Below are 13,459 nucleotides of genomic sequence, written 5' to 3'. Positions count from 1 at the left end.
AACAGTGATCTTCCGTGGGTGTGCGTGGTCGGCGGGCACTTGTGGCAGCCGCTGAGGGCGCTCGGAGGGTGGGGTCGGGTCGGTGATGTCACAGCGACACGCGCCCTCGTTGGGGGTCGGACACCTGGTGAATCGGATAATTCACCTAGTGGCGGCTGGCACTCTCCTTGACTGAGTGCTAGACGCGGCATAATGTTCGGAGTTAGCACCCTGCCATGCTGAGTGCTAACGCATGACCCGCCCGGCGACGCCGACACCCGCGACGACGGCTGCGTTCGGGCGAAGACTTGACCAGAAGACAACACCCGGGGCTCGTGCCGCGAGAACCCGGGGCTATACCCCAGGAGGGTATGCTCGTGACTACCGCGACGAAGGTTGCGATCAAGCCGCTCGAGGACCGGATCCTGGTCCAGGCGAACGAGGCTGAGACCACCACCGCGTCGGGCCTCGTGATCCCCGACACCGCCAAGGAGAAGCCGCAGGAGGGCACCGTCCTCGCTGTCGGCCCCGGCCGCGTCGACGACAAGGGCACCCGCATCCCGGTGGACGTCAAGGTGGGTGACAAGGTCATCTACTCGAAGTACGGCGGCACCGAGGTCAAGTACGCCGGCGAGGAGTACCTGCTGCTCTCCGCCCGCGACGTCCTCGCGGTCGTCGAGAAGTGATCCGTGCGATGCCCCGGCCCGCCCGCGAGGGTGAGCCGGGGCATCGTGACGTTTAAGGGAGACGATTGATGCCTAAGATCCTTAGCTTCTCCGACGACGCGCGGCACCTGCTGGAGCACGGTGTCAACGCACTCGCCGACACTGTCAAGGTCACGCTCGGCCCCAAGGGCCGCAACGTGGTGCTCGACAAGAAGTTCGGCGCACCGACGATCACCAACGACGGTGTCACCATCGCCAAAGAGATCGAGCTGACGAACCCGTACGAGAACCTGGGCGCGCAGCTGGTCAAGGAGGTGGCGACGAAGACCAACGACGTCGCCGGTGACGGCACCACCACGGCCACCGTGCTGGCCCAGGCGATGGTCCGCGAGGGCCTGCGCAACGTGACCGCGGGCACCAACCCTGCGGGCATCAAGCGCGGCATCGACGCGGCCGTCGCCAAGATCAGCGACGCGCTGCTGGCGAAGGCCAGCCCGGTCGCTGACAAGTCCGACATCGCGCAGGTCGCGACGATCTCGGCGCAGGACTCCACCATCGGTGAGCTGATCGCCGAGGCGATGGACAAGGTCGGCCGGGACGGTGTCATCACCGTCGAAGAGGGCTCGACCATGACCACCGAGCTCGACATCACCGAGGGTATGCAGTTCGACAAGGGCTTCATCTCGCCGCACTTCGTCACCGACCCCGAGTCGGGCGAGGCCGTGCTGGACGACCCGTACATCCTCATCACCACCAGCAAGATCTCCTCGATCGAGGAGCTGCTGCCGCTGCTGGAGAAGGTTCTCCAGACCAGCAAGCCGCTGCTGATCGTGGCCGAGGACGTCGACGGCCAGGCGCTGAGCACGCTGGTGGTGAACTCGATCCGCAAAACCGTCAAGGTCGCCGCGGTGAAGGCCCCCGGCTTCGGCGACCGCCGCAAGGCGATGCTGCAGGACCTCGCCGTGCTCACCGGCGGCGAGCTGATCGCCACCGAGCTGGGCTACAAGCTCGACGGCGTGACCCTGGAGCAGCTCGGCTCGGCGCGCCGCGCCGTCATCACCAAGGACACCACCACGATCGTTGACGGTGGCGGTTCGCAGCACGAGGTCGACTCGCGCGTCTCGCAGATCCGCAAGGAGATCGAGGCCTCGGACTCCGACTGGGACAAGGAGAAGCTGGGCGAGCGCCTGGCCAAGCTGTCCGGCGGCATCGCCGTCATCAAGGTCGGCGCTGCGACCGAGGTCGAGATGAAGGAGCGCAAGCACCGCATCGAGGACGCCATCGCGGCCACCCGCGCGGCGGTCGAAGAGGGCATCGTCCCCGGTGGCGGCGCTGCGCTCGCGCAGATCGTCAGCGTGCTCGACGACGACCTGGGCTTCACCGGCGAGGAGAAGGTCGGTGTCTCGATCGTGCGCAAGGCGCTCGTCGAGCCGCTGCGCTGGATCGCGCAGAACGCCGGTCACGACGGCTACGTCATCGTGCAGAAGGTCCAGGCCAGCGAGTGGGGCACCGGCCTCGACGCGGCCAAGGGCGAGTTCGTCGACCTGGTCAAGTCCGGCATCGTCGACCCGGTGAAGGTGACCCGCAACGCGGCCATCAACGCCGCGTCGATCGCCGGTCTGCTGCTCACCACCGAGTCGCTGATCGTCGAGAAGCCGGCCAAGGCAGAGCCCGCGGGCAACGGCGGGGGTCACGGCCACGGCCACGGCCACTCGCACGGTCCGGGCTTCTGAGCCTGAACAGCTGACGACAGCGGGTCCCGGCTCCGGCCGGGGCCCGCTGTCGCCTTTCCGTCCTTGGGGCTGCGTATCCGTCGAACTCGGGCCGGGACGTCTGCCGGGCGGGTGCATCGGTAAGGCATCGGTAAGGGGTTGGGTGATGGTCGTGGTGCGGGGGTGGGGGGAGACTGGCAGGCGTGGTGAGTCGTGGGCGGGCGATGGTGGCGGGCGTGGCCTCGGCGGCGGTGGCCGTGGGGCTGGGCGAACTGGTCGCGGTGTGGACGGGGCCGCGCAGCGCGCCGCTGATCGCGGTCGGCGGCGCGGTGATCGACCTGGTGCCGGAGCCGGTCAAGGCCGCGGCGATCAGCGTCTTCGGGGTGTACGACAAGGTTGCCCTGCTGGTCGGCACGACGCTGCTGCTCACGGTCTTCGCGGCGCTGGTGGGGCTGGCCGCGCGGCGTGACTTCCGCTGGGGACTGGCCGGGATCGGGTTGTTCGGGCTGATCGGGGCCGCTGCGGCGCTGAGCCGCCCGAATGCGGGCGCTCTGGCGTTCCTGCCCGCCGCGGTCGGCGCGGCTGCCGCGGTGGGGGTGCTGGGCGCGCTGCTGGACGTGGCCGCCCGTGTCGAGGAGCTGCCTGACAGCCCGGCCACCGCCACCTCCCGTGCGGCGGGGCGGCGGCGTTTCCTGCGGCTGAGCGTGGCCGGGTTCGGCGTGGCACTGGTCTCCGGTTACGTCGGGCGGGCGCTGGCCTCCCGTAAGGACGTGCAGCAGGCTCGCGAGGCGATCACGCTGCCGCGGCCCGCGAGCCCCGCGCCCGCGCTGCCGGGCACGGTCGACCCGCCGGTGGCGGGCCTGGCGGAGTACGTGACGCCGAACGGCGACTTCTACCGCATCGACACGGCGCTGGTCGTGCCGCAGGTCGATCCGGCGACCTGGCAGTTGCGCATCCACGGCCGGGTGGCCCGGCCCATCACGCTGAACTTCGAGCAGTTGCTGGCCCGTCCCATGATCGAGCGGTACGTGACGCTGGCCTGTGTCTCCAACGAGGTCGGCGGCGACCTCATCGGCAACGCCCGCTGGCTCGGCGTACCGCTGAAGGACCTGCTGGACGAGGCGGGGCCGCTGGACGGCGCGGACCAGGTGGTCAGCCGTTCGGTGGACGGCTGGACCTGCGGCACGCCCACCGCGGCGCTGCGCGACGGCCGCGACGCGATGCTGGCGGTGGCGATGAACGGCGAGCCGCTGCCGGTCGAGCACGGCTTCCCGGTACGCATGGTCGTGCCCGGCCTGTACGGCTACGTCAGCGCCACCAAGTGGGTCACCGAACTGGAGCTGAGCGCCTTCGCCGACTTCGACGCGTACTGGGTGCGCCGGGGCTGGTCGGCGCAGGGGCCGATCAAGACCGAGTCGCGGATCGACACGCCGCGCGAGGGCGGTGCGGTCACCGCGGGCGCGGTCACCGTGGCCGGGGTCGCGTGGGCCCAGCACCGTGGGGTTACCGCGGTGGAGGTACGCGTCGACGACGGCCCGTGGCAGCCCGCCGACCTGGCCGGAACCGTGTCACCGGACACCTGGCGGCAGTGGAGTTTCCGCTGGGACGCCGCGCCGGGCGAGCACACGCTCGCCGTGCGCGCGGCGGACACCACCGGTCAGGTGCAGACGGAGGATCGTGCCGATCCGGTTCCGGACGGGGCGACGGGCTGGCACACGATCAGCGTGCAGGCGCGCTGACGTCGTCGGACAGGCGAGCTTCGAGCCGCTGCACGTCGACGCGGTCACCGCGCCGGTCGGCGCATTCGCGCCAGCCCAGTTGCAACAACTGGTGTCTTTCGTTCTCCGTGAACCCGCCCCATACGCCGTATGGCTCGCGGGTGGTGAGCGCATGCGCGGCGCATTCGGATCGCACCGGACAGCGGCCGCACACCTGTTTCGCCGCGTTCTCGCGACGGCCCCTAGATGAGCCTCTTTCACCATCGGGGTGGAAGAACTGCAGGCTGTCACGGCCTTTGCACGCGCCGTGATGCTGCCAGTCCCAAACGTCGGCTATCGGACCGGGAAGTCTGCGGAAGTGAGCCATCTGACCTCCTAGGGGATGGGAGGCTTGAGTTCAAGCGAAGAGATTTAGGCAACGTCAGCACGTTACTCCGCGTACGTCCGCTTGTCGCCATCCAGTGGATGATCAGGTAGTGCTGGACCGAGATTTCGACGGAATCCCCGGAAAGTGCGTAATGATCTGGGTGTCTCGTGGTCTTCTTCGCAGGAGAGAGGGGGATCACCGTGCAGACCGTTCTCGTATGCGTCCGCACCGCCGCGGCGGCCGCGACCATCGCCTCGTGTGCCGAGCGACTGGGGGTGGCCGCGGGAGTGCGTACCGTGACCAGCGCCGCCGAAGCGATAGCGCAGCTCGCCGCGTTCCCGGCCGGGATCGTGCTGGCCGACACCGCGCTCACTCGGCCCGATACCGTGGGATTCACCCGAAAGGTGATGACCGCGGTGCCACACGCCCAGCTGGTGCTGTTCGGCCCGGAGGAGCCCGCCGCCGCGCAGGCCGCCATCCGGGCCGGTGCCAGAGGGCTCATCGGCGGCACCGATCCTGATCCGGTCAGCACCGCCGCCAAGGCGCTGCTGCTGGTCAGCAGGCCCGCCACCCGTACCGCCGACGCGATCCGCCCGGCCGTGACCGGGGTGATGGCAGGCGCGGCGCGGGGCGCACCGGCAGGCCGGGCGATGCCTCCCGCCGGACCGGGCATGTCGGTGCCGTACGCCAACCGCAGCCCCGGCTCCGTGCCGTCGGCGGTGGTGCCCGCCCAGCGTGGTGACCTGCCGGGGGAGGCGCAGCCCGGTGGCGTGGTGCGCCCGGCCCGATCGGTCACCCTGACCGAACGGGAGCTGCAGGTGCTGCGCGGCATGGCCGACGGGCAGAGCAACGCCGAGATCGGCCGCGACCTGTTCGTCTCCGAGGACACCGTGAAGACCCACGCCCGGCGGCTGTTCCGCAAGCTCGGCGCGCGTGACCGGGCCCACGCGGTCGCCGCGGGATTCCGCGCCGGACTGGTCTTCTGACCCCCTACCGCACTCCCACCCCAGACACGACGAGGCCGCGCCCGGCAATCCGGGCGCGGCCTCGTGCACGTCAGGCGGCCTACTCCTCGACCATGTCGTCCACGGCGTCGGCGTAGCCGCGGGCGTACTCCCAGGTCACGTAGTGGTCCGGGTCGGGATCGTAGGCGGGCTCGTGGACCCGGGGGCGGCCGGAGTCGAGCAGGTGGCGCAGGTTGCCCCGGAGCAGGTCCCAGTCGAAGTAGTGCGGCTCACGACAGTCCTCGCAGTCCACCACGAGGCCGCGGATGCCCTTGGGGGAGAGCAGCACCTGGTAGACCTCGAGCTCGGCGAGGTCGGCGAGCAGGTCGGCGCGCTCGGAGGTCGAGAGCTCGCCGTACGCGTCGCCCTCGGGGTCGTCCAGACCCGCCGTGGGGTCGGTCGGGTCCCCGTGGAAGGGATCAATGGGCTCGTCGTGCTGCACCCCTTCACGTTAGACCCCTGAGCGCGGCAGCGGGGGCATGAGTCCCCCCGCGCGTCAGCGACAGCGCTCCATGAGGTGGGCCACCCCACCCATGGGCGAATTCGGGACAGCTCACGCGCTGGGTACGATTCATTGGAGCCCGACCACACCACATCACGCTGGTGGGGAGTCGTCGGCGCGCGCTGTTCGGGCGGCGCCGGGACGAGCCAGACAGCGCAGCGCTCCGGACCCAGGGGGACAAAAAGATGGACGCCGCCCGCGAGATTCCACTAGGCCTCACCTTCGACGACGTCCTGCTGGTGCCCGGCGAGTCGGACCTGATCCCCAGCCAGGTGACCACCCAGACCCGGCTGACCCGGAACGTCACCCTGCAGATCCCGCTGGTCTCCAGCGCCATGGACACCGTGACCGAGGCCCGGATGGCGATCGCGATGGCCCGCCAGGGCGGCATCGGCGTGCTGCACCGCAACCTCTCGGTCGAGGACCAGGCGGCCCAGGTCGACCTGGTGAAGCGGTCCGAGTCCGGCATGATCACCAACCCGGTCACCTGCTCGCCCGACGACACGCTGCGCGACGTGGACGCCACGTGCGCGCGCTACCGCATCTCCGGCCTGCCGGTCACCGACGCCGACGGCACCCTGGTCGGCATCGTCACCAACCGCGACATGCGCTTCGTGACCGACATGTCGGCGAGGGTGCGCGAGGTGATGACCCCGATGCCGCTGGTCACCGCGCCGGTCGGGGCGTCCAAGGAGCAGGCGCTGGCGCTGCTGCGCTCGCACAAGGTGGAGAAGCTGCCGCTGATCGACGAGAGCGGCCGGCTGCGCGGGCTCATCACCGTCAAGGACTTCGTCAAGACCGAGCAGTTCCCGCTGGCCACCAAGGACGGCGCGGGCCGCCTGCGGGTCGCCGCCGCGGTGGGCGTCGGTGAGGACGGCTACAAGCGGGCCCGCGCGCTGATCGACGCGGGCGTCGACGTGGTCATGGTCGACACCGCGCACGGCCACAACCGGGCCGTGCTGGAGCTGGTCGCGCTGCTCAAGAAGGAGACCGAGGTCGACATCGTCGGCGGCAACGTGGCAACCTACGCCGGTGCCAAGGCGCTGGTCGAGGCGGGCGCGGACGCGGTCAAGGTCGGCGTCGGGCCGGGCGCGATCTGCACCACCCGGATCGTGGCGGGTGTGGGCGTACCGCAGATCACCGCGATCATGGAGGCCGCCCGGGCGTGCGCCCCCGCGGGCGTGCCGGTGATCGGTGACGGCGGCATCCAGTACTCCGGCGACATCGCCAAGGCCATCGTGGCCGGTGCCGAGACCGTCATGCTCGGGCAGGCGCTGGCCGGGTGCGAGGAGAGCCCCGGCGACCTGGTCTTCATGAACGGCAAGCAGTTCAAGGCGTATCGCGGCATGGGCTCGCTCGGCGCGATGCTGGCCCGAGGCCCGGCCGCGCAGTCCTACTCCAAGGACCGCTACTTCCAGGCAGACGTCACCCAGGCCGACAAGCTCATCCCCGAGGGCGTCGAGGGCCAGGTGCCCTACCGCGGCACCCTGGCCACGGTCGCCCACCAGCTCGTCGGCGGCCTGCGCCAGGCCCAGTTCTACTGCGGCGCGGCCGACATCGCGCAGATGCGCGAGCGCGGCCAGCTGGTGCGCATCACCGCGGCGGGGCTCAAGGAGTCCCACCCGCACGACATCCAGATGACCGTGGAAGCGCCGAACTACCACTCGCGGTAGCGTCTGCGATGCTGAAGAGAACCGCGGAGAGGATCCACTGTGCGTGACATCGTCGAGATCGGCATGGGCAAGACCGCCCAGCGCGGGTACCACCTGGATGACATCGCGATCGTGCCCACCCGGCGTACCCGCGATGTGGACGACGTCTCGACGAACTGGCAGCTCGACGCGTACAAGTTCGGCATCCCCTGCGTGGCGCACCCGTCCGACGCGATCATGAGCCCGGCCAGCGCCGTCGCGCTGGGCCGGCTCGGCGGGCTGGGCGTGCTCAACGTCGAGGGCCTGTGGACCCGCTACGAGGACCCGCGCAAGCAGCTCGAAGCGCTGGCCGAGGCCGGTGACGAGGAGAACCTGACCGCCCGGCTGCAGCAGCTGTACGCCGCCGAGCCGATCAAGCCCGAACTGATCGCCGAGCGGGTACGCGAGATGCGCGCCCTTGCGGGCGACGGCAACGTCACCGTGGCGGTGCGGGTGTCCCCGCAGCACACCCTCGCGCTGGCCCCGGTCATCCTCGACTCCGGCGTGGACCTGCTGGTCATCCAGGGCACCATCGTGTCGGCGGAGCACGTCTCCACGGTGGACGAGCCGCTGAACCTCAAGGAGTTCATCGCCGACCTGGACCTGCCGGTCATCGTCGGCGGCTGCACCAACTACCAGACGGCGCTGCACCTGATGCGCACCGGCGCGGCGGGCGTCATCGTCGGCATCGGCGCGGACCACCTGACCACCAGCGACGCCGTGCTCGGCATCCGGGTGCCGATGGCCAGCGCGATCGCCGACGCGGCCGCCGCCCGCCGGGACTACCTCGACGAGACCGGCGGCCGGTACGTGCACCTGATCGCCGACGGCGACGTGCACACCTCCGGCGACATCGCCAAGGCGCTGGGCTGCGGCGCGGACGCGGTCATGCTCGGCGCGCCGCTGTCGCTGGCCGAGGGCATGCCCGGCAACGGCCTGTGGTGGCACCCGTCGGCCAGCCACCCGAAGCTGCCGCGCGGCTCGATCGGGCTGACCGCCGAGCCGCTCGGCTCGCTGGAGCAGCTGCTGTACGGCCCGGCGACCGACCCCGACGGCCTGCTGAACCTGTTCGGCGGCCTCAAGCGGGCGATGGCCAAGTGCGGCTACCGCGACCTGAAGGAGTTCCAGAAGGTCGGCCTGCTGCTCGACAACTGAGCCCTCGTCGGTTCACCCGAAGCCCCGCCGCTGCCGTTCGTGCAGCCAGGCGGGGCTTCGTGCTGCTTGAGTGCCGAGTCGCCGTCGAGGGTCGGCGGTGCCCGTTAGGGTGGAGGCTCTACGGCGGGAGGTCGCATGGTCAGGCGTACGTGGGTCGCGGCGGCGGTGGTGACGGCCACGCTGCTGGCCGGCTGCTCGGGACCGACCCGTCCCCTGTTCACCGGTGCGCAGGACCGGTTCCCCGAACCGGTGGCCGCGCCGGTCAACCTCGCCGGGGCCGGGGATCCTTACTTTCCGGGCTACGGCAACGGCGGTTACGACGTCTCCGCGTACGACCTGAAGATCAAATATGATCCGGCGACCGACAAGCTCGCGGGCGTCGCGACGGTGACCGCCACCGCCACCACCGACCTGTCGAAGTTCCATCTGGACCTGCACGGCCTCGTCGTCGACAAGATCACCGTCGAGGGCGCGGCGGCCACCTCGACCCGGCAGGGCGACGAGCTGATCATCACGCCGGTCGCCCCGATCGCGTCCGGCAAGCAGTTCGTCACCGTGGTCAGCTACGGCGGCGTGCCCACGGCGATCACCGCGCCCGACCTCGGCGTCACCGGCTTCCTGACCACTCCCGACGGCGCGTTCACCATCGGCGAGCCCGAGTCGGCGACCACCTGGTTCCCGGTCAACGACCACCCCAAGGACAAGGCGCTGTACGCCATCGAGCTGACCGTGCCCGGTGACCTCGACGCCATCAGCAACGGCCTGCTCGACGGCAAGTCCACCGCGAACGGCTGGACCAGCTGGCGCTGGAAGGTCACCTCGCCGATGGCCCCCTACCTGGCCACCTTCGTGATCGGCGACTACCGCACCGTCGAAGGCGTGCACAAGGGCAAGCCGGTGCTGACCGCGGTCGCCAACACGCTGCCCAAGGGCGATGTCGACGAGGCCATGGCGCAGACCACCACGATCACCGACTTCCTGGAGCAGTACTTCGGGCCGTACCCGTTCGACGCGTACGGCGGCATCGTCATCGACGACGAGCGGGTGCGCTACGCCCTGGAGACGCAGACCCGGCCGGTCTACTCCGACGCCTTCTGGAGCCGTGGCCAGAACACCGTCGTGGTCGCGCACGAGCTGGCCCACCAGTGGTTCGGTGACAGCGTGTCGGTGGACCGCTGGGAGCACATCTGGCTCAACGAGGGCTTCGCGACGTACGCCCAGTGGATGTGGGGCGAGAAGATCGGCGTGTCGACGATCCAGGAGGAGTTCGACTCCCGCTACCGCAACCCCGGCGACCGGATCTGGGACATCGCCCCCGGCTCGCCCGGCGCGGACAACATCTTCTCCGGCAGCGTCTACGACCGCGGCGGCATGACCCTGCACGCGCTGCGCAAACTCGTCGGTGACGACAAGTTCTTCACCATCCTGAAGACCTGGGCCGCCGAGCAGCGCGACGGCAACGCCAACACCGCCGAGTTCATCGCCCTCGCCGAACGCATCAGCGCCCAGCCTCTCACCGACTTCTTCCAGAAGTGGCTCTACGAAACCGGCCGCCCGGCCCAGTGACCCTGCGCGCCGTGGGGCGCGGGCAAGATCGCTGTCTCTGGTCGAAACCTCAGGTCTGACCCCAGGTTTCGACCAGAGACAGCGATCTTTCGGTGTCAGAGGGCGGGTGGGACGGGCGCGGGTGGGATCCGGGGTGCGAGCCATGGGCGCCACCCGCGCCCGGGTCTCAACCGGGGGTATGGCGACGAGCGCCGCCCCAATCCTGGTAGTGGACGACGAGCCGCCCGCCGTGCACGCGCCGGTCGCAGGGGTGAGGGCGACCGCACGATGTGCAGCAGCCCGTCCCGTCGCGACGATGCACCCCGAGCAGGTAGTGCCCGTAGGCGGCCTGGGCCTCGGCATTCCTGAGGAACTCCGTTTCAGCCAGCGGGGTGTCCATGCGAGCACGGTATGGCGGGCCGGATGCGTCACGCGGCGTCCGTGGGGGCGTCGATCCGATGACATGTAGGGCGTCATTTCGGCGTCTTCGGCGTATCGTGTCGGCATGACCGCTCCTAACGCGACACTGCGTGCCGTGCGCATGGGCATGCTCATGAGCCAGGACGACTTCGCACGCGCGATCCGTGACGCGGGGCAGCGCGCCGGGGTGCCCAACGACGCCAACAAGCGGCTGGTCCAGCGCTGGGAGGCGGGGGTGATCGTCACGCCCCGGCCGACGTACGCCCGCGCACTGGAGGTGGTGACCGGGCTTCCGATCAGTGCCCTGGGCTTCTCCCTCGCCGTGCCGAACCCGCTCGTCGCCGACGGCGCCGCGGGCGACGTGGCGACGGGTGCCACGATCCCGGCGCAGGCCTTGCCAAACCTGCCGCGCGCATCGGCGGCGTCCGGGGCGAACCACTCCGGCATCTGGCTCAGCCGGTATGAGTACCACTCCAGTGGTCGCGACGGCACCTTCACCGGACTTCACCACGTGGTGGTGTTGCAGCACGGCGACCGGCTCACGGTGCGCAGCCTGCCGGGGTCGTCGGACTCCCCGTTGACCATGGACCTCACGGTGGACGGCAACGTGGTCACCGGAACCTGGGTGGAGCAGACGGCGGCCGACGGCTACTACTGCGGGGCCCGCTACCACGGCGCGATCCAGCTGCTCGTCGAGCCGACGGGGCGGCGGATGGCGGGCAGGTGGGTCGGTTTCGGTAAGGAGATGGACGTCAACACCGGTCCCTGGGAACTGGTCTTCCAGGAGGCCTCCACCAACAAGGCTGCCATGGACCGCCACAACCGCCCCCCAGCCACCTGACAGCCCCCGCCGCGCCGTGGAGATCGCCGTTTGAGGTCAGAAACTTGGGTCTAACCGCAGGTTCTGACCGCAAACGGCGATCTTGCGCAGGCGGGACAGGGACGGGGGAGCGGGCCGGTGGCGGGTGGGGCGGGGTGAGGGCTTTCCGGAAGTTAACTGGCCGGTAATAATCTCGGCATGCGGTTCGACGTGGTGGTGATCGGCTCCGGGTTCGGTGGGAGTGTGGCGGCGCTGCGGCTGGCCGAGAAGGGTTACTCGGTGGCCGTGCTGGAGGCGGGGCGCCGGTTCGCCGACGCCGACTTCCCGAAGACGAGCTGGCGGGTGCGGCGTTTCCTGTGGGCTCCGGCGCTGGGCTGCTACGGCATTCAGCGGATCACCCTGCTGCGGCCGGACAGGGGCCACGACGGCGCGGGCGTGCTGGTGCTGTCCGGGGCGGGTGTCGGCGGCGGCTCGCTGGTGTACGCGAACACCCTGTACCGCCCCCTGGACGCGTTCTACCGCGACCCGCAGTGGCGCGACATCGCCGACTGGAAGGCCGAGCTGGCCCCGCACTACGACACGGCGGAGCGGATGCTCGGCGTGACCGTCTACGACCGCACGACGCCCGCCGACGAGGCGATGCGCAAGGTCGCCGAGCGAATGGGCGTCGCCGACACGTTCCACCCCACCCCGGTCGGCGTCTTCCTCGGCATGCCCGGCCAGTCCGTGCCCGACCCGTACTTCGACGGCGAAGGCCCCGAGCGGGCGGGCTGCCTGCACTGCGGCGAGTGCATGACCGGCTGCCGCCACAACGCGAAGAACACCCTGGTCAAGAACTACCTGTGGCTGGCCGAGCGGGCCGGGGCGCAGATCCTGCCGATGTCGACGGTCACCGCGGTGAAGCCGGTCGAGGGCGGCGGCTACCGGGTCGAGCTGGCCCGGACCGGGGCGCGGTTCGGGCGGCGGCGCAGGGCGGCGGGCGGCGGGGTGATCGAGGCCGGGCAGGTGGTGTTCGCGGCGGGGGCGCTGGGCACGCAGCGGCTGCTGCACGCCATGAAGGCCTCCGGCGACCTGCCGCACCTGTCGGACCGGGTCGGGGCGCTGACCCGGACCAACTCCGAGTCGCTGGTCGGCGCTACCGTGCTGCCGGGGCAGGCCCGCAGGCAGGGGCTGCGGTACACCGAGGGCGTGGCGATCACGAGTTCGTTCCACCCGGACGAGCGGACCCACATCGAGCCGGTGCGCTACGGCAGGGGCTCGAACGCCATGGGGCTGCTGCAGTCGGCGCTGACCGACGGCGGGCCGGGGCGGGGGCGGCGCTGGGCGAAGGCGATGTTCCGGTGGCCGTTCGCGTACGTGCGGGCGATGTCGGTGCGGGACTGGTCCAACCGGACCATCATCGCGCTGGTCATGCAGTCGGCGGACAACTCGCTGACGGTGCGGCTGCGGCGTGGCGGGCTGCGTTCGACGCAGGGCCACGGTGCGCCGAATCCGACCTGGATCCCGGCGGGCAACGAGGCGGTACGGCTGCTGGCGGAGGAGATCGGCGGGCTGCCCGGCGGGGCGCTGCCGGAGGTGCTGGACATCCCGCTGACCGCGCACATCCTCGGCGGGGCGGTGATCGGCGCGGACGCCGAGCACGGGGTCGTCGACCCGTACCAGCGGGTGTTCGGGCATCCGGGGCTGCATGTCGCCGACGGCGCGGCGGTCGCGGCGAACCTGGGCGTGAACCCGTCGCTGACGATCACCGCGCAGGCCGAGCGGGCCTTCGCGGCGTGGCCGGTGAAGGGGCAGCGGGATCTCCGGCCGGCGCTCGGCGAGCCGTACCGCAAAATCACCGAGGCGTGACCACGGGGACCGCCCGCCCGCATAAGGTGATCG

At 70.6% G+C, this 13,459-nt stretch carries 12 protein-coding genes; 9 read left to right on the top strand and 3 right to left on the bottom strand.

The genetic code is table 11. The annotated features are described in order from the left end of the window. The first annotated feature begins 350 nt into the window (after positions 1 to 350). The 3 genes from groES (at position 351) to HAV40_RS19780 (ending at position 4,095) form a co-directional block, all read left to right on the top strand. Entirely contained in the window at positions 351 to 665 is a 315-nt protein-coding gene (gene groES / locus HAV40_RS19790) for a co-chaperone GroES (protein ID WP_186315790.1), read from the top strand. Between the two features lie 68 nt (positions 666 to 733). Continuing rightward, the gene (groL, locus tag HAV40_RS19785; protein ID WP_166383386.1) at positions 734 to 2,377 is read left to right on the top strand and encodes a chaperonin GroEL; all 1,644 of its coding nucleotides are present in this window, start codon (positions 734 to 736) and stop codon (positions 2,375 to 2,377) included. Between the two features lie 203 nt (positions 2,378 to 2,580). Then, positions 2,581 to 4,095, top strand: coding sequence for a molybdopterin-dependent oxidoreductase (locus tag HAV40_RS19780; RefSeq protein ID WP_166383683.1), 1,515 nt, complete (start codon positions 2,581 to 2,583; stop codon positions 4,093 to 4,095). Here the strand turns inward: HAV40_RS19780 and HAV40_RS19775 are convergent. Next, the gene (locus tag HAV40_RS19775) at positions 4,076 to 4,441 is read right to left on the bottom strand and encodes a WhiB family transcriptional regulator (protein WP_166383384.1); all 366 of its coding nucleotides are present in this window, start codon (positions 4,439 to 4,441) and stop codon (positions 4,076 to 4,078) included. The two genes, HAV40_RS19780 and HAV40_RS19775, sit on opposite strands and share 20 nt — an antisense overlap. A 200-nt stretch (positions 4,442 to 4,641) precedes the next feature. On the opposite strand from HAV40_RS19775, the gene HAV40_RS19770 reads away from it, so the two are divergent. Continuing rightward, a complete protein-coding gene (locus HAV40_RS19770) occupies positions 4,642 to 5,427 on the top strand; it encodes a response regulator transcription factor (protein WP_166383382.1) in 786 nt (261 codons plus the stop codon). Between the two features lie 79 nt (positions 5,428 to 5,506). Here HAV40_RS19770 and HAV40_RS19765 read toward each other — a convergent pair whose 3' ends face one another. Next, positions 5,507 to 5,887 (bottom strand): DUF5319 domain-containing protein, encoded by a 381-nt coding sequence (locus tag HAV40_RS19765; RefSeq protein ID WP_166383380.1) that lies wholly within the window; start codon positions 5,885 to 5,887, stop codon positions 5,507 to 5,509. Positions 5,888 to 6,132: 245 nt separating this feature from the next. Between HAV40_RS19765 and guaB the strand changes: the two genes are divergently transcribed. From guaB to HAV40_RS19750, 3 genes are all read left to right on the top strand, one after another. Beyond that, entirely contained in the window at positions 6,133 to 7,620 is a 1,488-nt protein-coding gene (gene guaB / locus HAV40_RS19760) for an IMP dehydrogenase (protein WP_166383377.1), read from the top strand. A 39-nt stretch (positions 7,621 to 7,659) separates the two neighbouring features. Further along, the gene (locus HAV40_RS19755; RefSeq protein WP_166383375.1) at positions 7,660 to 8,793 is read left to right on the top strand and encodes a GuaB3 family IMP dehydrogenase-related protein; all 1,134 of its coding nucleotides are present in this window, start codon (positions 7,660 to 7,662) and stop codon (positions 8,791 to 8,793) included. 135 nt (positions 8,794 to 8,928) lie between these two features. Beyond that, positions 8,929 to 10,359, top strand: a complete 1,431-nt coding sequence (locus HAV40_RS19750) for a M1 family metallopeptidase (RefSeq protein ID WP_166383373.1) — start codon at positions 8,929 to 8,931, stop codon at positions 10,357 to 10,359. Positions 10,360 to 10,525: 166 nt separating this feature from the next. Here HAV40_RS19750 and HAV40_RS19745 read toward each other — a convergent pair whose 3' ends face one another. Further along, complete coding sequence (locus tag HAV40_RS19745) at positions 10,526 to 10,738, bottom strand: hypothetical protein (protein ID WP_166383371.1); 213 nt, start codon at positions 10,736 to 10,738, stop codon at positions 10,526 to 10,528. A 105-nt stretch (positions 10,739 to 10,843) separates the two neighbouring features. Between HAV40_RS19745 and HAV40_RS19740 the strand changes: the two genes are divergently transcribed. Both HAV40_RS19740 and HAV40_RS19735 read left to right on the top strand, forming a co-directional pair. Further along, positions 10,844 to 11,599: a helix-turn-helix domain-containing protein gene (locus HAV40_RS19740; protein WP_166383369.1), complete on the top strand. Its 756-nt coding sequence runs from the start codon at positions 10,844 to 10,846 to the stop codon at positions 11,597 to 11,599. A gap of 177 nt (positions 11,600 to 11,776) precedes the next feature. Further along, on the top strand, positions 11,777 to 13,426 hold the full coding sequence (locus HAV40_RS19735) for an FAD-dependent oxidoreductase (RefSeq protein ID WP_166383367.1): 1,650 nt from the start codon (positions 11,777 to 11,779) through the stop codon (positions 13,424 to 13,426). The last annotated feature ends 33 nt before the right edge of the window (positions 13,427 to 13,459 follow it).

The organism is Catellatospora methionotrophica, assembly GCF_011297335.1.
In the GTDB taxonomy this organism is placed as follows: domain Bacteria; phylum Actinomycetota; class Actinomycetes; order Mycobacteriales; family Micromonosporaceae; genus Catellatospora; species Catellatospora methionotrophica.
Note: the sequence above shows the minus strand (reverse complement) of the source record. Positions and strands in the feature narration are given on the sequence as shown.